Raw genomic sequence first — 18,701 nt, 5'->3', positions numbered from 1 at the left:
CAGGACGCGGCGGCAATAAGTTGCTTTGTGTTAGTGACGCTTAGTGGTGCAGCTCGCCGCCGACCGGGGTGATCGGAGCGGGCGGCAGCGCCGCTAGCTCGTCCGCCTCGGTCCAGTCGATCGCCTCGAGCGGCTGGGTCAGCGCCAGCTTGAGCACCTCGTCGACGTGGCTGACCGGCACGATCCGCAGGCCCTCGCGGATGTTCGCCGGAATCTCCGCCAAGTCCTTCTCATTCTCCTTGGGGATCAACACCGTCTCGATCCCGCCGCGGAGCGCCGCGAGCAGCTTCTCCTTGAGCCCGCCGATCGGCAGGACCCGGCCGCGCAGCGTGACCTCGCCCGTCATCGCGACCTCCTTGCGCACGGGGATACCCGTGAGCGTCGAGACGATCGAGGTGACCAGCCCGATGCCCGCCGACGGGCCGTCCTTGGGCACCGCGCCCTCGGGCAGGTGGATGTGGATGTCCTTGCGATGGAACAGGCTGGGCTTGATCCCGAACGAGGGCGAGCGCGCCTGCACGAAGCTGTAGGCGGCCTGGACCGACTCCTTCATCACCTCGCCGAGCTTGCCCGTCACCTTGGCCTGGCCCTTGCCGGGCACGGTGACGCTCTCGATCGTCAGCAGCTCGCCGCCCACCTCGGTCCAGGCGAGGCCGGTCACCGCGCCGATCTGGTCCTCGGTCTCGGACAGGCCGTGGCGGAACTTCTGCACGCCCGCGAAGTCGGCGAGATTGTCGGGCGTGATCGTCACGCCCGTGACCTTGCCCTCGAGGATCTGGCGCAGCACCTTGCGGCACAGCTTGGCAACCTCACGCTCGAGCGTGCGCACCCCCGCCTCGCGCGTGTAGCGCTGGATCAGCGCCCGCAGCCCCTCGTCGGTCAGCGTGAACTCGCCCGGCTTGAGCCCGTGGGCCTGCACCTGCTTGGCGATCAGGTGGCGCTCGGCGATCTCGACCTTCTCGTCCTCGGTATAGCCCTCGAGCCGGATGATCTCCATGCGGTCGAGCAGCGGCTGCGGCAGGTTGAGCGAGTTGGCGGTGCAGACGAACATCACATCGCTGAGATCGATGTCGATCTCGAGATAATGATCGCTGAAGCGCGCGTTCTGCTCGGGATCGAGCACCTCGAGCAGCGCCGAGGCCGGGTCGCCGCGGAAATCCTGCCCGAGCTTGTCGATCTCGTCGAGCAGGAACAGCGGGTTGCTGGTCCCCGCCTTCTTGAGGTTGGTGACGACCTTGCCCGGCAGCGAGCCGATATAGGTGCGGCGATGGCCGCGGATCTCGGCCTCGTCGCGCACCCCGCCGAGCGACTGACGGATGAACTCGCGCCCGGTCGCCTTGGCGATGCTCTTGCCGAGCGACGTCTTGCCGACGCCGGGCGGGCCGACGAGGCACAGGATCGGCCCCTTCAGCTTGTTGGTGCGCGCCTGCACCGCGAGATACTCGACGATCCGGTCCTTGACCTTCTCAAGCGCGTAATGATCCTCGTCCAGGACCGCCTGCGCGGCGGCGATGTCCTTCTTGATCTTGCTCTTCTTGCCCCAGGGCAGGCCTAGCAGCACGTCGAGATAATTGCGCACGACGGTGGCCTCGGCGCTCATCGGCGCCATCGTCTTCAGCTTCTTCAGCTCGGCGGTCGCCTTGCTGCGCGCCTCCTTGGAGAGCCGGAGCGTCGCGATCTTCTGGGTGAGCTCGGCGATCTCGTCGCCCTCGCCCTCCTCGCCCTCGTTGCCCAGCTCGCGCTGGATCGCCTTGAGCTGCTCGTTGAGGTAATATTCGCGCTGCGTCTTCTCCATCTGACGCTTGACGCGGCTCTTGATCTTCTTCTCGACCTGCAGGACGCCGAGCTCACCCTCCATCAGCGCATAGGCCATCTCGAGCCGCTTGAGCGGGTCGATCTCCATCAGCAGCGACTGCTTCTCCGCGACCTTGACCTGGATGTTGCCCGCGACCGTGTCGGACAGCTGACCCGCGCCCGCGATCTCGGCCAGCTGCGACGCCAGCTCGGCCGGGAGCTTGCGGTTGAGCTTCGCATAATTCTCGAACTGATCGACCACGGAACGCATCAGCGCGGCGAGCTCCGGCCCTTCGACCTCCACGTCGGAGACGGGTTCGACCGTGGCGGTGAGATAGGCACCGCTCTCCTCCAGCGTCTCCAGCGTGGCGCGCGCCTTGCCCTCGACGAGCACGCGCACCGTGCCGTCGGGTAGCTTGAGCAGCTGGAGCACCGTCGCCGTGACGCCCATCGTGTAGAGGTCGTCGCGCGAGGGATCGTCCTCGGCCGGGTCGAGCTGCGCGACCAGGTAGATCTCCTTGTCCGCGGCCATCGCCGCCTCGAGCGCGGCGACCGACTTGTCGCGCCCGACGAACAGCGGCACGATCATATGCGGGAAGACGACGATGTCGCGAAGCGGCAGTACGGGGAAAGTGGACGTCATGGATACTCCGGCGCCGCCCAACGAGGACGGCCAACGCACTGTATATGGTGCGTGGGGCCGCCGCATCAATCTGGCAGTGCTCACGACCGTCCTGCCGTTGGCGATCGGGAGCGCCACCGCGGCGCGCGGGTCACACCTGCCCGCGAAGGGCGAGCCACCGATCAGCGCGCAGACGCAGCGCTCGGGCGGCCTTCGCCCGCCCGAGCAGGCGGCACTCCGCCTCGCATCGGCCGAACTCTGGTTCGGGCTCGACCCGTCGCGGCGGACACTGACGGCGCGCGCGCGGCTCGGCCTGCGCGCGGAGGCGACGGTGCCGCGACTGCTGCTCGACCTCGACTCCAACTATGCAGTGCGCTCGGTCTCGGTCGGCGGCCGCGCACTCCCTGCCACGGCGGTGCAACGCCCCGGCGGCCAGCTCGCCCTCGCGATACCGCTGGCGAAGGGCGCGACGACCTCGGTCGACATCGTGTATGACGGCACGCCGCACGTCGCGGTCAATGCGCCATGGGACGACGGCATCGTCTGGTCGACCACGTCAGACGGTCATCCGTGGATCGCGACGACGACCGAGGGCTATGGCTGCGACCTGCTCTGGCCTTGCCTCGACTTCCCCGAGGGCGAGCCGGGCGAGGCTCTGCTGCACATCACCGCCCCTCGGGGGCTGAAGGCGCCGTCGAACGGCCGCCTGATCGGGGTCGACGCGCTGCCCGACGGACGCAGCGTCTGGCACTGGCGCGCGCGCCAGCCCAACACCTATGCGATCGCGATCAATCTCGGCCCCTATGAGGTGATCGAGGGGACATACCGCAGCCGCTACGGTAACCGTATCCCGCTCGCTTACTGGTACCTGCCGGGCGAGGAGGCGCAGGCGCGCGCGCTCTTCGCCGAGTTCGCACCGACGCTCGACTTCTTCGAGTCGGTGATCGGCCCCTACCCCTTCGGCGACGAGAAGCTCGGCGTCGTCGAGACCCCGCACAAGGGCATGGAGCACCAGACGATCAACGCCTACGGCAACCGCTATGCGAAGGCGCCCGAGGGGTTCGACTGGCTGTTCCACCATGAATTCTCGCACGAGTGGTTCGGCAACCAGCTGACCGCGGCCAATTGGGACGATTACTGGCTGCACGAGGGCTTCGGCAGCTACATGCAGCCGCTGTACGGGCGCTGGCGCGAGGGCGAGGCGCGCTACGCGGTGATGCTCGAGGCGCAGCGCAACCAGATCGCGAATCGCGCGCCGATCGTGCGCGATCGTGTCCTGACCGAGGAGGAGGTGTACGAGCCCGCCAAGGGCGGTGCGGGCACCGACATCTACTACAAGGGATCGTGGGCGCTCCACAGCCTGCGCTGGCTGATCGGCGACGCCGCCTTCTACGAGGCGGTGCGCCGTCTGGTCTACGGCCGCCCCGATCCGCGCCCCGGCAACTTCAGACCGCGTTACGGCTCGACGCGCGAGTTCGAAGCGATCGTCGCGCGCGTGACCGGCAACGATTACGGCTGGTTCTTCGACACCTATCTGCGCGACCGGGCGTTACCCGAGCTGCTGACGAGGCGCGACGGCGACGTGCTGCGGCTGGCCTGGAGGACCGAGCGACCGCGCGATTTCGCGATGCCGGTCGAGATCCAGGTCGGCGACGTGCTGCGGCGTGTCGCCGTCCCAGGCGAGCTACGCGTCCCGGCGGGGGCGCACGTCACGATCGACCCGGCGGCGCGCGTGCTGCGTCGCTCGGTCACGGTGGAGGAGTATCAGGCATGGCGCGCGCGACCGACGACCTCGAAGTGAGTCAGCTGCTGGCGCGGCGCAGCGCCGAGATGGCCGCGGTGTTCATGATCGGCGACGGGATGCTCGGCCTGCTCCAGCCGCGCCGCCACGTCGCGCTGTGGCGGGAGCGCGCGCTCGGCGCGGAGGCACTGGTGGCGCCCTTCGTCGGCCGGCCGGGACGGCGGCGCGCCTATGCGGTGTTGCAGATCGCGGCCGGCATCGCACTGGCGGCGCGACAGCGGACGCGGTGAGTCCGGGAGGGAGGCGGTGCCGCGCTCACGGCACCACGGTGGTGAACAGATAGACCGCGAAGATCACGAGGTGCACCGCGCCCTGCAGCACCGTTGTTCGCCCGTTGCCCAGCGAGATCGTCGCGACGAAGAGCGAGAGCGCGAGCAGCACCAGGCTCTTCGCGCCGATCCCAAGCGCGAGCGGCAGGTCGAGCGCGAGGCTGACGATGGCCACCGCCGGGATCGTCAGCCCGATCGTCGCCAGCGCCGAGCCGAGCGCGAGATTGAGGCTGGTCTGGATGCGATTGCGCCGCGCCGCTCGGACGGCGGCGAGGCTCTCCGGCGCGAGCACCAGCGCAGCGATCACCACGCCGACGACCGCGAGCGGCAGGCCGGCGTCGAGAACCGCGCGCTCGATCGTCGCCGACAGCGATTTGGCGAGCAGCACCACCGCCACCAACGCGACGAGCAGCAGCGCGAAGGCGATCCAGGTCGTGCGCGGGTCGGGGATGGCGCCGTGATCGTCTTCCCCCTCGACGCTGAGAAAATAGTCGCGGTGGCGCAGTGTCTGCACCATCACGAACACGCCGTAGAGGAACAGGCTCACCAACGCGACGAGGATGAGCTGCGAGGTCGAATAGCTCGGCCCCGAGGCGCTCGAGGTATAGTTGGGCAGGACGAGCGCCAGGATCGCCAGGGCGGCGAGCGTGCACAGCGCCGCGCTCGCGCCGCGCAGCGAGAAGCGCTGCTCGCCGTGGATCACGCCGCCCACCATCAGGCATAGGCCGATGATGCCGTTGAGGATGATCATGATCGCGGCGAAGACGGTGTCGCGCGCCAGCGCCGAGGCGTCACCCGCGTCGGACAGCATCAGCGAGACGATCAGCGACACCTCGATCACGGTCACCGCGATGGCGAGCACCAGCGTGCCGAACGGCTCGCCGACGCGATGCGCCACCACCTCGGCGTGATGGACGGCGGCGAGCACCGCACCGAACAGGATCACCGCCGCCGCTACCGTGCCCCCGCTCCCCAGCTTGGCCAGGCCCGCGAGCACCGCGATCACGCCGGCGAGCGGGAACCCGACCGCCCACCAGGGCATCAGCGTCGGTGGCGCGGGCGGCGGGGCGTCGGTCGTCGTCTGCATGCCGAGGCAATGCGCGAGCACACCCGTGCGATCCGCCCGATATGATCAGCAACGAAGAAGGGCGCCGCGGTCGTACCGCGACGCCCTGGTGCGGGGCTTGGAAAGGACGGGAACGTTCAGCGTCGATAGGGACCCGGTCCCTACCGTCGCGTCACCCTGCGCTTGTCCCCGGATCTACCCTTGACATCACGCCACCCCGGCTGAGCCTGCGGCACGGTAGCTCCAGGACCAGCCCCGCGATGACTTCGGGTTCGCGAGGCCCCCTAAACCCTCACTCTGCCTCAATGTCTCCGACAGAGCGGACCGATCAGGCGACCTCGCCCGCCTTCTTCTTCTCGGCGTAGACCCGCACCGGCTCCTTGCGGCCCTCGACCACGTCGCGGTCGATCATGACCTCGTCGACCGAGTCCATGCCGGGCAGGTCGAACATCGTGTCGAGCAGGATGGCCTCCAGGATCGAACGCAACCCGCGCGCGCCGGTCTTGCGCTCGATCGCCTTCTTGGCGACCGTGGTGAGCGCGTCGTCGGTGAAGCCGAGCTTGACGTCCTCCATCTCGAACAGCTTCTGATATTGTTTGACCAGCGCGTTCTTGGGCTCGGCGAGGATCTTCACGAGCGCGGGCACGTCGAGGTCCTCGAGCGTCGCGATCACCGGCAGGCGGCCGACGAACTCGGGGATCAGACCGAACTTGAGCAGATCCTCCGGCTCGGTCTGGCGCAGCACCTCGCCGGTGCGCTTCTCCTCGGGCGAGGCGACATAGGCGCCGAAGCCGATCGACTTGCCCTGGAGACGATCGCCGATGATCTTCTCGAGCCCCGAGAAGGCGCCGCCGCAGATGAACAGGATGTTGGTCGTGTCGACCTGGAGGAACTCCTGCTGCGGGTGCTTGCGACCGCCCTGCGGCGGGACGCTCGCGGTGGTGCCCTCCATCAGCTTGAGCAGCGCCTGCTGCACGCCCTCACCCGACACGTCGCGGGTGATCGAGGGATTCTCGGCCTTGCGGCTGATCTTATCGATCTCGTCGATGTAGACGATGCCGCGCTGCGCGCGCTCGACGTTATAGTCGGACGCCTGGAGCAGCTTGAGGATGATGTTCTCGACGTCCTCGCCGACATAGCCCGCCTCGGTCAGCGTCGTGGCGTCCGCCATGGTGAACGGCACGTCGAGGATCCGCGCCAGCGTCTGCGCCAGCAGCGTCTTGCCGCAGCCGGTCGGGCCGACGAGCAGGATGTTCGACTTGCTCAGCTCGACATCGGCACCCTTGGCGCCGTGATTGAGGCGCTTGTAATGGTTGTGCACGGCCACCGACAGCACGCGCTTGGCGCGCTTCTGCCCGATGACGTAATCGTCGAGCACGTCGCAGATCTCCTGCGGGCTCGGCACGCCGCCGTCCTTCTTCGCGACCAGTGCCGACTTCGTCTCCTCGCGGATGATGTCGTTGCACAGCTCGACGCACTCGTCGCAGATGAACACGGTGGGGCCGGCGATCAGCTTGCGCACCTCGTGCTGCGACTTGCCGCAGAACGAGCAATAGAGCGTGCTCTTGCTATCGCCGCCACTGAGTTTCGTCATTCAGATCATCCTTCGTCGCAGGCATGGCGCCTGCCCTGGGCGCGGCGCAGGCTATCGCACTGCACCTTAAGCAACAACGTACAAAGCCGCGAAAATCTAGCCGTCGCCGGCGCGGTCACGCGTTGTCGCCGAACCGCAATATCTATCCTCCGCCCTGCGGCTTCAAGGGCGTAGCGGTGCAGCGCTGACCCGCTGGGCCGAGCTCACCGCCGCGGCAGGCCGGCGCGCCACGATCGGTCGCGCCGGTTCACCGGATCACGCCGCCGCGCTGACGTCCTCGCTCGGGGCCGGGCGCTTGTCGAACACCTCGTCGATCAGGCCGAACTCCTTGGCCTCCTCGGCACTCATGAACTTGTCGCGATCCATCGACAGCTCGATCTCCTCGAGCGGCTTGCCGGTGTATTTCGCATACAGCGAGTTGAGGAAGTGGCGCATACGCAGGATCTCACGCGCCTGGATCTCGATGTCGGCTGCCATGCCCTGCGCGCCGCCCGAGGGCTGGTGGATCATGATACGGCTGTTCGTGGTCGCGACGCGCATGCCCGGCTCACCGCTGGCGAGCAGGAACGAGCCCATCGACGCGGCCTGACCGATGCACAGGGTGCCGACACGCGGGCGGATGTACTGCATCGTATCATGGATCGCCATGCCCGCCGTGACCACGCCGCCCGGCGAGTTGATGTACATGAAGATGTCCTTCTTCGGATTCTCCGACTCGAGGAAGAGCAGCTGCGCGCAGATCAGCGAGGCCATGCCGTCCTCGACGCCGCCGGTGACGAACACGATCCGCTCGCGCAGCAGCCGAGAGAAGATGTCGAACGAACGCTCGCCGCGGTTCGACTGCTCGATCACGATCGGGACGAGCCCGGCCTGGGTCTGCTGCATGCCGACGCCGGCGCGCGCCAAGGCGCCTGCGAAATCGCCGGTCTCGAACGGATTGTGCATGGGAAGACTCTCTTATGTCCTGAAGACGGCCAACATCGGCGCTCGCCGCAGCTTGTTCAAGCCCCGTCGCCGGTGCCCCGCCCGGGCGCGGGCTGCGCGAGGTAGGCGAGTCGCCGCACTTCACGGCGGCCGCGCACGACCGTGTCGAGGATCAGCCCCGCGAAGCCGCACAGCGCCGCCAGGATCATCAGCCCGGTGACCAGCACGGCCGTCGGGAGGCGGGGTACCAGCCCGGTCCGCGCGTAGGTCAGCGCCAGCGGGCCGGCGAGCACCACTGCGACCAGCGCGAGCAGCGCCCCCGCGCCGCCGAAGAACCAGAGCGGTCGCTCGATCCGGTACAACGTCGCGATCGTCCGGAGGATGCGCCAGCCGTCGCTGTAGGTACTGAGCTTCGACACCGAGCCTTCTGGGCGCGCGTAATAAGGCGTCTCGACCTCGCCGAGCGGCATCTTGAGTTCGAGCGCGTGGACGCTGATCTCGGTCTCGATCTCGAAACCGACCGACAGCACTGGGAAGCTCTTGACGAAACGGCGCGAGAAGACGCGATAGCCACTGAGGACGTCACTGAAGCTGCGACCGAACAGCCGCGTGAGCATGCCGGTGAGCAGGCTGTTGCCGAGCCGGTGGCCGCGCCGATAGGCGGCGGTCGCCTCGCCCACGCGCGTGCCGACGATCATGTCGAGTTGCTCGTCAAGCATGCGCGCGACCATCGCGGGCGCCGAGGCGGAGTCATAGGTCGCGTCGCCGTCGGCCATGACATAGACGTCGGCATCGACGTCGGCGAACATGCGCCGCACCACGGCGCCCTTTCCCTGGATGCGCTCGGTGCGCACCACCGCCCCCGCGGCGCGCGCGACCTCGACGGTGCGGTCGCGGCTGTTGTTGTCATAGACATAGATCACTGCCTGGGGCAGGGCGCGGCGAAAGCCGGCGATCGTCTCCGCGACCGCGGCTTCCTCATTGTAGCACGGCAGCAGCACCGCCACGCGCGGTGTCGCCTGTGCCTCGCCCACCGTAACGCTACCCTGCATCCGCCGTCCTGCCGTCCTGATCCGCTCACCCTGCCGTCATCCTAGACGATGTTCCCGACCGAAACGTGAAAGAGCCGGGTTGCGTCGCGGCAACCCGGCTCTCTCGCTGTCGCGGCGACGCCGTCGCCCGCTTACTCGGCCTTCTTGGCGCGCGTGCGCTTGGGTGCCGGGGCGTCGGCGGCCTCGGTACCCGCCGCCGTCTCGGCCGCGACCGGATCGGACTCGAGCACCTGGGTCTCCTCGCCCACCGGCGCCGCCTTCTTGGCGCGCGGCTTCTTGGCGGGTGCCTCGGCCGAAGCGGGCTCTACCGCGACCGGCTCGACCGCGGCCTCGTCAGCAGAGGGATCGGCCGCTGTCGTCTCGTCGACCTTGGCTGCCTTCTTCGTGGCGGGCTTCTTCGCCGGCTTCTCGGCCGCGGGCGCCTCCCCCTCGGTGGCGCCGCCCTCGCCGTCGCTCGCCGCCGGCTTCTTCTTGCCGCGCGCCTGCTTGGGCTTGTGGTTGTCGTGATCGTGGTGGTGCGTGCCGGTCGCGAAGCCGTCCTCGCTCTCGATCGCGGCCTCCAGTTCCTCGCGCGTCGTCTCGCGCTCGGTCACCTCGGCCTTGTCGAACAGGAAGTCGACGACCTTGTCCTCGTACAGCGGCGCGCGCAGCTGCGCGGCGGCCATCGGGTCCTGCTGGACGTATTGGACGAAGCGCTGCTGGTCCTCCCCGCGATACTGCTGCGCAGCCTGGGCGATCAGCCGGTTCATCTCCTGCTGCGTCACCTCGACGCCGTTGGCCTGGCCGATCTCGCTCAACAGCAGCCCGAGGCGAACGCGGCGCTCGGCGATCTTGCGATAATCGTCGCGCTCGGCCTCCATCTCGGCCAGCGCCGCCTGCGGGTCGCGCTCGTGCGTCGCCTCATGCTGGAGCTGCTGCCAGATCTGGTTGAACTCGGCCTCCACCATCGAGGGCGGGACCTCGAAGTCATGCCCCTCGGCGAGCTGGTCGAGCAGCTTGCGCTTCATATAGGTGCGCGTGAGCTGGTTGTGCTCCTGCTCGATCTGGCCGCGCAGCAGTCCGCGGAGCTGATCGAGGCTCTCCAGCCCGAGCGCCTTGGCGAGCTCCTCGTCGATCGCGCTCTCGGCGGCGGTCTTCACGGCCTTGACCGTGAGGTCGAAGGTCGCCTGCTGGCCGGCCAGCTCCTTGGCACCGTAATCCTCCGGGAAGGTCACGGTGATCTGGCGCTCGTCGCCTGCCTTGACGCCGACGACCTGGTCCTCGAACCCCGGGATCAGCTGGCCCGCGCCGAGCTCGACTTCCATGTCGGAGCCGGTGCCGCCCTCGAACGCGACGCCGTCGAGCGTCTTGCCGACGAAGTCCATCGTCACTTGGTCGCCGGTCCCGGCGGCCTTGTCGCCGGCATCTTCCCAGCGCTTCTTCATGTCGGCGAAGCGCTTGAGCTGGACGTCGATCGCCGCATCGTCGACCGGCACGGTGAGACGCTCCAGCTTGAGCCCCTCGATCGCGGGGGCCGGCACCTGCGGGAGCACCTCCAGCTCGACCTTGAGCTCGGCGTCCTTGCCCGCCTCGTAACCATCGGCCAGCTCGACCGACGGCTGCATCGCGGGGCGCAGCTGCTTCTCGCTGATCAGCGCCTGGATGCCCTCCTGGATCGAGGTGTTGAGCGCGTCCTGGTGGAGCGCCGGGCCGTGCATCTTTCGCACGATGTTGGCGGGCACCTTGCCGGGGCGGAAGCCGGGCATGCGGATCTGCGGCGCGACGCGCTTCAGCTCGGCGTCGACCCGCCCGGCGATCGCGCTCGCGGGGATGGTCACGGTGTAGGCGCGCTTCAGGCCCTCGTTCAACGTCTCGACAGTCTGCATAGGCCGCTTTCGTCTGGAATAGGATGAGTGATGGCCACCCCGCGTGAAGCGCGGGGACTGGTGCGGGCGAAGGGACTCGAACCCCCACATCTTGCGATACCAGAACCTAAATCTGGCGCGTCTACCAGTTCCGCCACGCCCGCAAGTCGGACACCGCCGGTCGGCGGGCTCTATACCGCGGGCGCAGCCGGAGCAAGCGCCGTGAGCGGGCAACTCCGCGCGCGGCGATACGTTGACCCGGAAAGGAGAAAACTCATGGCCACCAACCCCGTCAGCCCACCCGACGTGCCGCAGCCGACCTCACCTGGCACGCCCGACGCCCCGCCGCCCGAGATCAGCCCGCCCGGCCCGGACATCGACGTCCCTGCCCCCGGGTCTCCCGCCGGTGACCCGGCTCCGGCCAACCCCAGTTTCTGAGCGAGACCGACATGAGCGAGCGAGAGATCGATCCCATCACGAACCGCGACGACGAGCGCCCGGACATTCAGCAGGCGGTCGAGGCGCGCAGCGACGCGGTGGCGCGCGGCGAAGGTGGCAAGGAGCCGGCGCGCTTCACCGACACCGGCGAGTTCGATGGGACCAGCGGTACCGGCGGCGAGGTCAAGAACCAGGAAGTTGATCAGCAATGAGCCTTGGTTGAGCCGGCCGGCGCTGCTGCTCCGGTCGGTTCAGCGAAAACGCGCGGTAGCGGCGAGCCGACGCCAGCTCTCTAGGTCGCGCGTATAATAGTAGATCGACGGCGCCTCGTAGCTCATCCAGTATAGCCTCTTGTCACGGATAGTCGCGAGCGCTTCACCATGCCGCTCGACCTCGTCCTCCTGCCGCATGAAGGTATACCGGACGTGTGTCGCTCGCTCGCCGTCGAGCTATGCCGGCTCGGCCGAGTCGATCGTCATCAGCGATGCGCCCCCGCGCGATGCGGTAGCTCTTCTCGACGAGACTGGGCAGGTCGGTCGTCGAGCGTCCAGCGGTCGCAGCGCGGGCCCGGGTGTCACCCCAAAGCGCTCCACTCGCGGTCGGGTGTCACGATGAACGTGTCATGCGCGCCAGCAACGGCGCGCCCGGCGTCGACCAGTCGGTTGCCCGCGACGGCGGGCATGCTGGTCGCGGCGAACAGCAGCGCGACCGCGCCGAGAGGATATTTCATCGAGCCACTCCTCGCGGGTCGAGTGCGCGCACCATCGCGGCGTCGCTGGCCGCGGGTGCGAGTTCGAGATAGCGCCGCAGCTCGGCTCGGCCGGCCTCCGCCTCGGCGCCGCGCAGCAGCGCCATGCCGAGACCGCGGTGACACTCGGCGTATCGCTGGTCGAGCGCGAGCGCTTGGCGGTAGAAGTCCGCCGCCGCGACCAGGTCGCGCGGGTTGCCGCGCTGGCGGTAAAGTTCGGCGCGCGCGAACAGCAGGTCCTCGCTCCAGCCATCCTGCGCGAGCTGACTCAGCAGATAGTCGGTGCCGCCGATGTCGTCAGGCTTGACCTGGTCCGCCAGGAACGCCGCGCGCCAGAGCCGCAGCGCCGCGGCGAAGGCCGCCGCCTCGGTCGCGCCGCCGCTGGGCAGCGTCGCCGCGGCGGCGCGCAGCGCGGTCATGCCCTGCAGATCGGTCGGGTGCGTGGCGAGGAGGTGGACCCCGTCGTAGCGGTGCGAGCGCTGTTTGCGGCCCGCCACGAAGGCGCGACAACTTGACATGGCCTCCCCTCGGTGACGACCCCGCCGCCAGGGGAGGAATCACCGCCCGCCTGCCCTCCGACAAGCGGGAGACTGGCTCAGTTCAGCGCCTTCTTCAGCAAGTCATTGACGACCTGCGGATTCGCTTTTCCACCCATCGCCTTCATCGTCTGCCCGACAAAGAAGCCGAACAGCGTCACCTTGCCGCCGCGATACTGTCCCAACTGCCCCGGGTTCTTCGCCAGCACCTCGGCGATCACCGCCTCGATCGCACCGGTGTCGCTGGTCTGCTTGAGCCCGCGCTCCTCGACGATCTTTCCCGGCGCGTCGCCGGTCTCGAGCATCGCCTCGAACACCTGCTTGGCGAGGCTGCCCGAGAGCGTGCCGTCCGCCACCAGCGCGAGCAGCTCGGCCGCCTGCCCCGGCAGCACCGGGCTATCGCCGATCGATTTACCCAGCCGGTTGAGCGCGCCGAACAGCTCGCTCGTCACCCAATTGGCGGCCGCGATCGGCGGCGCGCCCTGCGCCAGCAGCGAGTCGAACCAGCGCGCGCTCTCGACTTCGGCGGTCAGCACCTCGGCGTTGTACTGAGTGATGCCGAGCGACTCATAGCGCTGGCGTTTCGCGTCCGGCAGCTCCGGCAAGCTCGCGCGGCACGCCTCGAGGAAAGCTTCGTCGAGCTCGAGCGGCAGCAGATCGGGATCGGGGAAATAGCGATAGTCGTGGGCGTCCTCCTTGGACCGCATCGACCGGGTCGTGCCACTGTCGGGGTTGAACAGCCGCGTCTCCTGCACGACCGTGCCGCCGCCCTCGATCAACTCGACCTGGCGTTTCGCCTCATGCTCGATCGCCGCCATGACGAAGCGCACCGAGTTGACGTTCTTGGTCTCGGTGCGCGTGCCGAACTCGGCACCGGGCCGGCGCACGCTGACGTTGACGTCGGCGCGCATCGAGCCCTCCTCCATGTTGCCGTCGCACGAACCGACATAGCGCAGGATCGCCCGCAACTTGCGCAAGTAAGCCCCTGCTTCTGATGGAGAACGCATATCTGGCCGGCTGACGATCTCCATCAGCGCCACGCCCGATCGGTTGAGGTCGACGTAGGAACGCGTCGGGTGCTGGTCGTGCATCAGCTTGCCCGCGTCCTGCTCGACGTGGATGCGCTCGACGCCGATCGTCTTGATCGCCTCCCCATCATCGATCTCGACCGAGCCCTCGCCGACAAGCGGGTGATATAGCTGGGAAATCTGATATCCCTGCGGGAGATCGGCGTAGAAATAGTTCTTGCGGTCGAAGCGCGACCAGCGGTTGATCTGCGCGTCGATCGCCATGCCGGTGCGCACCGCCTGGCGGATGCACTCGCGGTTGGGGACTGGCAGCATGCCGGGCATCGCCGCATCCACCAGCGAGACCTGGGTGTTGGGCTCGGCGCCGAACGCCGTGGCCGCGCCCGAGAAGAGCTTGGCCTGGCTGGTCACCTGGGCGTGGACCTCGAGGCCGATCACGACCTCCCACTCGCCGGAGTCGCCCTTGATACGATAGGGGGTGGATGCGTCAGCCATGATCGGTCTCGGGTGTGATGAGGGTGAGGTCGGGGAAGTAGGAGGTGAGCCGGTGGTCGCGCGTCATTAACGACGCGCCCAGCGCGACGGCATGGCCGGCGATCAGGAAATCGGCGAGCATCGCGTCACGGGCGCCACCTCGGCGGCGATATTCGCGGAAGGCGGTCCCAGCAGCGAAGCACGCATCGACGGTGAGATCGACGGCGGTGATCCGGAACGCCTGAAGGCGGTCGAGCAGCCGCTCCGGTCGAGTCGCATAGCCCGCGATTTCGGCGACGACGACCAGATTGACCATCAGCAGCCGGTCGGCGACCGCGCGATACGCCTCGCGCGACCACGCCGCGCCGACGCTCTGCTGGGCACCGAACAGATCGATCACGACGCTGGTGTCGAGGAAGATCACGGGAGGCGCTCGTCGCCACGAAGCGCGCGCATGATCTCGTCGCTCGGTCGATCGAAGAGCGGATCGGCATCGACGCCGGCGAACAGCCGGTCGAGTCGCTGCGCCCGCTCCTCGGCCGTCTCCGCGGCCGCGGCGCCACTCGGCACGACGACCGCCTCCCCGCGATCGTTCACACCGACGTCGACCGGCGCACCCGGAACCAACCCGATCAGGTCGCGCACGTCCTTGGGGATCAGCACCTGTCCCTTGCTGGTCATGTTGGTCCGGGTGCGCCTCTCGAGCGGAGCGTGCATCGTTCCTCCGGTGTTACCGAGGGTAACACTCGCGATCAAAGCGGTCTACCACCAGCGCGCGGGGCGCGCGACGAAGCCGGCACGCTCCTCGATCGCCAGCGCGGCGTCGAGCACGCCCTGCTCGTCGAGCGGCCTGCCGATGATCTGCAGCCCCAGCGGCAGCCCGCCCGCGTCGACCCCGCCCGGCACGCTCATCGCGGGCAGCCCGGCGAGCGACGAGGGCACGGTGAAGACGTCGTTGAGGTACATCGCCAGCGGGTCGGCCGCCTTCTCGCCCAGGGCGAAGGCCGCCGAGGGCGCGGTCGGCGTCAGCAGCACGTCGCACTGCTCCCAGGCGCGCTCGAAGTCGCGCGCGATCAAGGTGCGCACCTTCTGTGCCTGGGTGTAATACGCGTCGTAGAAGCCCGCCGAGAGCACGTAGGTGCCGATCAGGATGCGGCGCTTCACCTCGTCGCCGAACCCCTCGGCGCGGGTGCGGGCGTACATCTCCTGCAGGTTGGCGCCCTCGGGCAGGTCGCGCAGGCCATAGCGGACCCCGTCGTAGCGCGCGAGGTTGGACGAGGCCTCGGCCGGCGCGATGATGTAATAGGCCGGCAGCGCGTAGCGCGTGTGCGGCAGCGACACCTCGACGATCTCGGCGCCGGCGTCGCGCAGCCAGTCGATGCCGCGCTGCCATAGCGCGTCGATCTCGGCCGGCATGTCGTCGACGCGATATTCCCTGGGGATGCCGACGCGCTTGCCCTTCAGCGAGGCGTTGAGCCCCGCCTCCCAGCGCGGCACCTCGAGGTCGAGCGAGGTCGCGTCCTTCGGGTCGAAGCCCGCCATCGCCTCGAGCAGGATCGCGCAGTCGCGCACGTCGCGCGCCATCGGCCCCGCCTGGTCGAGCGACGAGGCGAAGGCGATCACGCCCCAGCGCGAGCAGCGGCCGTAGGTCGGCTTGATCCCGGAGATGCCGGTGAACGCCGCCGGCTGGCGGATCGAGCCGCCGGTGTCGGTACCGGTCGCGCCCGGCGCGATCCGTGCCGCCACGGCGGCCGAGCTGCCGCCCGACGAACCGCCGGGCGCGAGCGGCGCGTTGCCGCCGTCGGCGCGGCGCCATGGGCTGACGACCTCGCCGAAATAGCTCGTCTCGTTGGACGAGCCCATCGCGAACTGGTCCATGTTGAGCTTGCCGAGCATGCCCGCGCCGGCGTCCCACAGCTTCTGCGAGACGGTCGACTCATATTCGGGGGTGAAACCCTCGAGGATATGGCTGGCAGCGGTGCTCGGCACCCCTTTGGTGCAGAACAGGTCCTTCATCCCGATCGGCACGCCGGCGAGCGGCTTGGGCACCTCGCCCGCGGCGCGCGCGGCGTCGGCAGAGTCGGCGGCGGCGAGCGCGTGCTCCGGGGTCTCGACCAGGAAGGCGTTGAGCGGCTTGGCGGCGGCGACCGCGGCCGTGAAGGCCTCAGCCACCTCGCGCGCGCTGAACGTGCCAGCGCGCACGCCGTCGCGGATGTCGCGGATACCGAGATCGGTGAGGTCAGTCACGGGAGGTCGTCCATGCGGGAGGGATGATCGAGCGACGATCCAGCGCGATCGTCACTCGATCACCTTGGGAACCGTGAAGAAGCCGTGTTCGGCCTGAGGCGCGTTGGCGAGCACCGACTCGCGGATGCCACCGTCGGTCACGACGTCGTCGCGCAGCCGCAGCCGATTGGCGATCACCGCGGTCATCGGCTCGACCCCCGCCGTGTCGACCTCGCCGAGCTGCTCGATCCAATCGAGGATATTACCCAGTTCGGGGGAGAGCCGCTCGGCCTCCTCCTCGGTGATGGCGATGCGGGCGAGCCCAGCGATGCGCCGCACGGTTGCGATATCAACGGACATAGCCGGCGCGCTACCGCGAGCCCCGCCGCAACGCAACCGCGCTGGCACGCGCGCGGTTGCGCGGATCGCAACTCTGAGGCACCTCCTTTGCGATTGCGGCGCCGACGCCTTTGCCGCACCGCAGCATGGTGACACACGCTTGGTCCGTAAATTCCTCTACGTCGTCGCCGGCCTGATCGTGCTCGCGCTCGCCGGTATGCTCGCCTATCGCATCTGGGGCGTCTCGCTGATGCGCGCGGCGCTGGTGCCCGCCGAGACCTTCCGCGCGCAGCCGGGACTGAGCGTCGCCGACTATCGCGACGACCGGATGTGGCTGGCGCGCCCGTCGCTGGCGAACGATCCCTCGCGCTGGACCCCGCCCGGCTACCGGCCGCGCCAGACCCATGGCGGCGCGGCGGTGTTCTTCATCCACCCGACCTCGTATCTCAGCCGCGCGCACTGGAACGCGCCGCTCGACGATCGCGAGGCGAACGATCGCGCCGCTCTGTTCCTGCGCGGCCAGGCGAGCGCGTTCAACGAGGCGGGCGAGATCTGGGCACCGCGCTATCGCCAGGCGACCTTCGGCGCCTTCCTCACCGACCAGGCCGCCGCCGAGCAGGCGCTGGCGCTCGCCTATCGCGACCTGCTCGCGGCCTTCGACGTCTTCCTCGCCGAGATCGCGCCCGACCGGCCGATCATCCTCGCCGGGCACAGCCAGGGCGCGCTCCACCTCACGCACCTGCTCAAGGACCGCGTCGCGGGCAAGCCGCTGGCCGGGCGGATCGTCGCGGCCTATGCGATCGGCTGGCCGATCTCCACCGCCACCGACCTGCCCGCGCTCGGCCTGCCCGCCTGCTCCGCGCCCGATCAGCGCGGCTGCGTGCTGGCGTGGCAGAGCTTCGCCGAGCCCGCCGACCCGTCGCTGATCCTCGACACCTTCGACCGCACCAGCGGCTTCGACGGCCGCCCGCGCCGCGGCACGCCGCTGCTGTGCACCAACCCGCTCACGGGCGCGAACGGCGGCAGCGCGCCGGCCAGCGCTAATCTGGGCACGCTCTTCCCCAACGCCGACCTGTCGAGCGCGACGATCCGTGCCGGCACGATCGGCGCGCGCTGCGCGGGCCGGGGCCTGCTGCTGATCGGCAGCCCGCCCGACCTCGGGCCGTACACGCTGCCGGGCAACAACTATCACGTCTACGATTACAGCCTGTTCTGGGCCAACGTCCGCGCCGACGCCGCGCGGCGGCTGGCGGCGCGATGAGCGTGGAGCAGCGGCCTTCCCGGCACCGTCATCCCGGCCTTGAGCCGGGATCGATCGTGCCGCGTACACAGCGGCCGTTACTCTCGCGGCGACATGGATCCCGGCTCAAGCCCGGGGTGACGGGGAGAGTGACGCAGCCGGTGCGCGACCGATGACCGCGCACCGCGTCGCTATCGCCACCACCGCCGCCGCCTTCCGTGCCGCGCTCCCGCACGGCGGGCGGCTGCTCGGGCTCGACGTCGGCACCAAGACGATCGGCACCGCTTTGTGCGACGCCGGCTGGAGCTTCGCCAGCCCGGCGCAGCTGATCCGCCGCAACAAGTTCACCGCCGACAAGGCCGCGCTGCTGGCACTGTCGACCCAGCAGCAGGTCGTCGGCTGGGTGATCGGCCTGCCGCTCAGCCTCGACGGCAGCGAGAGCCCGCGCACCCAGTCGACCCGCGCCTTCGCGCGCAACTGCGCCGATCTCGGCATTCCGCTGCTGCTGTGGGACGAGCGCTGGTCCACCGTCAGCGCCGAGCGCGCGCTGATCGCGCAGGACGTCAGCCGCGCCAAGCGTGCCGAGCGGATCGACAACCACGCCGCCGCCACGATCCTCCAGGCCGCCATCGACGCGCTGGTGCTGACGCCGGTCGAGCAGGGCGAAGCGCTTGCGCCGCGGGGGAGCGCGGACTAGGCACCGCGC

The 18,701-nt window shown here is 69.1% G+C and carries 20 protein-coding genes and 1 tRNA gene; 6 read left to right on the top strand and 15 right to left on the bottom strand.

Annotation, left to right across the window (positions count from 1 at the left end; translation table 11 throughout):
• Window positions 1-40 precede the first annotated feature (40 nt).
• Entirely contained in the window at window positions 41-2,437 is a 2,397-nt protein-coding gene (gene lon / locus K7957_RS01090) for an endopeptidase La (protein WP_223010161.1), read from the bottom strand.
• Here lon and K7957_RS01085 point away from each other — a divergent pair.
• Both K7957_RS01085 and K7957_RS01080 read left to right on the top strand, forming a co-directional pair.
• The gene (locus K7957_RS01085; RefSeq protein ID WP_223010160.1) at window positions 2,436-4,217 is read left to right on the top strand and encodes a M1 family metallopeptidase; all 1,782 of its coding nucleotides are present in this window, start codon (window positions 2,436-2,438) and stop codon (window positions 4,215-4,217) included. The genes lon and K7957_RS01085 overlap by 2 nt on opposite strands.
• Window positions 4,187-4,447, top strand: a complete 261-nt coding sequence (locus K7957_RS01080; protein ID WP_223010159.1) for a hypothetical protein — start codon at window positions 4,187-4,189, stop codon at window positions 4,445-4,447. Before K7957_RS01085 ends, K7957_RS01080 begins: the two co-directional genes overlap by 31 nt.
• A 25-nt stretch (window positions 4,448-4,472) precedes the next feature.
• On the opposite strand, the gene K7957_RS01075 is transcribed toward K7957_RS01080, so the two are convergent.
• From K7957_RS01075 to K7957_RS01050, 6 genes are all read right to left on the bottom strand, one after another.
• Complete coding sequence (locus K7957_RS01075) at window positions 4,473-5,573, bottom strand: calcium:cation antiporter (RefSeq protein WP_246616598.1); 1,101 nt, start codon at window positions 5,571-5,573, stop codon at window positions 4,473-4,475.
• Window positions 5,574-5,880: 307 nt separating this feature from the next.
• The gene (clpX, locus tag K7957_RS01070) at window positions 5,881-7,146 is read right to left on the bottom strand and encodes an ATP-dependent Clp protease ATP-binding subunit ClpX (protein WP_223010158.1); all 1,266 of its coding nucleotides are present in this window, start codon (window positions 7,144-7,146) and stop codon (window positions 5,881-5,883) included.
• A 255-nt stretch (window positions 7,147-7,401) separates the two neighbouring features.
• Window positions 7,402-8,091, bottom strand: coding sequence for an ATP-dependent Clp protease proteolytic subunit (locus K7957_RS01065; RefSeq protein ID WP_281422787.1), 690 nt, complete (start codon window positions 8,089-8,091; stop codon window positions 7,402-7,404).
• Window positions 8,092-8,147: 56 nt separating this feature from the next.
• Window positions 8,148-9,122: a glycosyltransferase family 2 protein gene (locus tag K7957_RS01060; protein WP_223010157.1), complete on the bottom strand. Its 975-nt coding sequence runs from the start codon at window positions 9,120-9,122 to the stop codon at window positions 8,148-8,150.
• 131 nt (window positions 9,123-9,253) lie between these two features.
• Window positions 9,254-10,987: a trigger factor gene (gene tig, locus K7957_RS01055; RefSeq protein ID WP_223010156.1), complete on the bottom strand. Its 1,734-nt coding sequence runs from the start codon at window positions 10,985-10,987 to the stop codon at window positions 9,254-9,256.
• Between the two features lie 58 nt (window positions 10,988-11,045).
• Window positions 11,046-11,130 (bottom strand) — tRNA-Leu (locus K7957_RS01050).
• A gap of 112 nt (window positions 11,131-11,242) precedes the next feature.
• Here K7957_RS01050 and K7957_RS01045 point away from each other — a divergent pair.
• Window positions 11,243-11,404, top strand: a complete 162-nt coding sequence (locus K7957_RS01045; protein WP_223010155.1) for a hypothetical protein — start codon at window positions 11,243-11,245, stop codon at window positions 11,402-11,404.
• 11 nt (window positions 11,405-11,415) lie between these two features.
• Window positions 11,416-11,616 (top strand): hypothetical protein, encoded by a 201-nt coding sequence (locus K7957_RS01040; protein ID WP_223010154.1) that lies wholly within the window; start codon window positions 11,416-11,418, stop codon window positions 11,614-11,616.
• A gap of 39 nt (window positions 11,617-11,655) precedes the next feature.
• Here K7957_RS01040 and K7957_RS01035 read toward each other — a convergent pair whose 3' ends face one another.
• The 8 genes from K7957_RS01035 to gatC form a co-directional block, all read right to left on the bottom strand.
• Window positions 11,656-11,814 (bottom strand): hypothetical protein, encoded by a 159-nt coding sequence (locus tag K7957_RS01035; protein WP_223010153.1) that lies wholly within the window; start codon window positions 11,812-11,814, stop codon window positions 11,656-11,658.
• A 164-nt stretch (window positions 11,815-11,978) separates the two neighbouring features.
• Window positions 11,979-12,134, bottom strand: coding sequence for a hypothetical protein (locus tag K7957_RS01030; protein ID WP_223010152.1), 156 nt, complete (start codon window positions 12,132-12,134; stop codon window positions 11,979-11,981).
• Window positions 12,131-12,670, bottom strand: coding sequence for a hypothetical protein (locus K7957_RS01025; RefSeq protein WP_223010151.1), 540 nt, complete (start codon window positions 12,668-12,670; stop codon window positions 12,131-12,133). Before K7957_RS01025 ends, K7957_RS01030 begins: the two co-directional genes overlap by 4 nt.
• 77 nt (window positions 12,671-12,747) lie before the next feature.
• The gene (gatB, locus tag K7957_RS01020) at window positions 12,748-14,211 is read right to left on the bottom strand and encodes an Asp-tRNA(Asn)/Glu-tRNA(Gln) amidotransferase subunit GatB (protein ID WP_223010150.1); all 1,464 of its coding nucleotides are present in this window, start codon (window positions 14,209-14,211) and stop codon (window positions 12,748-12,750) included.
• Window positions 14,204-14,614 (bottom strand): type II toxin-antitoxin system VapC family toxin, encoded by a 411-nt coding sequence (locus tag K7957_RS01015; protein ID WP_343228260.1) that lies wholly within the window; start codon window positions 14,612-14,614, stop codon window positions 14,204-14,206. The genes gatB and K7957_RS01015 overlap by 8 nt, the downstream gene beginning before the upstream one ends.
• Complete coding sequence (locus K7957_RS01010; RefSeq protein ID WP_223010148.1) at window positions 14,611-14,907, bottom strand: AbrB/MazE/SpoVT family DNA-binding domain-containing protein; 297 nt, start codon at window positions 14,905-14,907, stop codon at window positions 14,611-14,613. Before K7957_RS01010 ends, K7957_RS01015 begins: the two co-directional genes overlap by 4 nt.
• A 45-nt stretch (window positions 14,908-14,952) precedes the next feature.
• Window positions 14,953-16,437 carry an Asp-tRNA(Asn)/Glu-tRNA(Gln) amidotransferase subunit GatA gene (gene gatA, locus K7957_RS01005; protein ID WP_223010147.1) on the bottom strand — a complete coding sequence of 495 codons (1,485 nt, stop codon included), beginning with the start codon at window positions 16,435-16,437 and terminating at the stop codon, window positions 14,953-14,955.
• A 51-nt stretch (window positions 16,438-16,488) separates the two neighbouring features.
• The gene (gene gatC, locus K7957_RS01000) at window positions 16,489-16,776 is read right to left on the bottom strand and encodes an Asp-tRNA(Asn)/Glu-tRNA(Gln) amidotransferase subunit GatC (RefSeq protein ID WP_183943896.1); all 288 of its coding nucleotides are present in this window, start codon (window positions 16,774-16,776) and stop codon (window positions 16,489-16,491) included.
• Between the two features lie 139 nt (window positions 16,777-16,915).
• Here gatC and K7957_RS00995 point away from each other — a divergent pair, with 139 nt between their 5' ends.
• Both K7957_RS00995 and ruvX read left to right on the top strand, forming a co-directional pair.
• A complete protein-coding gene (locus K7957_RS00995; protein ID WP_223010146.1) occupies window positions 16,916-18,016 on the top strand; it encodes a DUF3089 domain-containing protein in 1,101 nt (366 codons plus the stop codon).
• A 151-nt stretch (window positions 18,017-18,167) separates the two neighbouring features.
• On the top strand, window positions 18,168-18,692 hold the full coding sequence (ruvX, locus tag K7957_RS00990) for a Holliday junction resolvase RuvX (RefSeq protein ID WP_223010145.1): 525 nt from the start codon (window positions 18,168-18,170) through the stop codon (window positions 18,690-18,692).
• Window positions 18,693-18,701 lie beyond the last annotated feature (9 nt).

Source organism: Sphingomonas yunnanensis, assembly GCF_019898765.1.
Classification (GTDB): domain Bacteria; phylum Pseudomonadota; class Alphaproteobacteria; order Sphingomonadales; family Sphingomonadaceae; genus Sphingomonas; species Sphingomonas yunnanensis.
This window is presented reverse-complemented; position numbering and strand designations above follow the sequence as displayed.

Coding starts and splice junctions, on each gene's coding strand:
- K7957_RS01025 (WP_223010151.1), bottom strand. CDS start 12,670: ATGTCAAGTTGTCGCGCCTTCGTGGCGGGCCGCAAACAGCGCTCGCAC.
- K7957_RS01075 (WP_246616598.1), bottom strand. CDS start 5,573: ATGCAGACGACGACCGACGCCCCGCCGCCCGCGCCACCGACGCTGATG.
- tig (WP_223010156.1), bottom strand. CDS start 10,987: ATGCAGACTGTCGAGACGTTGAACGAGGGCCTGAAGCGCGCCTACACC.
- K7957_RS01040 (WP_223010154.1), top strand. CDS start 11,416: ATGAGCGAGCGAGAGATCGATCCCATCACGAACCGCGACGACGAGCGC.
- K7957_RS01080 (WP_223010159.1), top strand. CDS start 4,187: ATGGCGCGCGCGACCGACGACCTCGAAGTGAGTCAGCTGCTGGCGCGG.
- gatC (WP_183943896.1), bottom strand. CDS start 16,776: ATGTCCGTTGATATCGCAACCGTGCGGCGCATCGCTGGGCTCGCCCGC.
- K7957_RS01030 (WP_223010152.1), bottom strand. CDS start 12,134: ATGAAATATCCTCTCGGCGCGGTCGCGCTGCTGTTCGCCGCGACCAGC.
- gatB (WP_223010150.1), bottom strand. CDS start 14,211: ATGGCTGACGCATCCACCCCCTATCGTATCAAGGGCGACTCCGGCGAG.
- K7957_RS01035 (WP_223010153.1), bottom strand. CDS start 11,814: ATGCGGCAGGAGGACGAGGTCGAGCGGCATGGTGAAGCGCTCGCGACT.
- K7957_RS01085 (WP_223010160.1), top strand. CDS start 2,436: ATGGATACTCCGGCGCCGCCCAACGAGGACGGCCAACGCACTGTATAT.
- K7957_RS01010 (WP_223010148.1), bottom strand. CDS start 14,907: ATGCACGCTCCGCTCGAGAGGCGCACCCGGACCAACATGACCAGCAAG.
- lon (WP_223010161.1), bottom strand. CDS start 2,437: ATGACGTCCACTTTCCCCGTACTGCCGCTTCGCGACATCGTCGTCTTC.
- clpX (WP_223010158.1), bottom strand. CDS start 7,146: ATGACGAAACTCAGTGGCGGCGATAGCAAGAGCACGCTCTATTGCTCG.
- K7957_RS01065 (WP_281422787.1), bottom strand. CDS start 8,091: ATGCACAATCCGTTCGAGACCGGCGATTTCGCAGGCGCCTTGGCGCGC.
- K7957_RS01060 (WP_223010157.1), bottom strand. CDS start 9,122: ATGCAGGGTAGCGTTACGGTGGGCGAGGCACAGGCGACACCGCGCGTG.
- ruvX (WP_223010145.1), top strand. CDS start 18,168: ATGACCGCGCACCGCGTCGCTATCGCCACCACCGCCGCCGCCTTCCGT.
- K7957_RS01045 (WP_223010155.1), top strand. CDS start 11,243: ATGGCCACCAACCCCGTCAGCCCACCCGACGTGCCGCAGCCGACCTCA.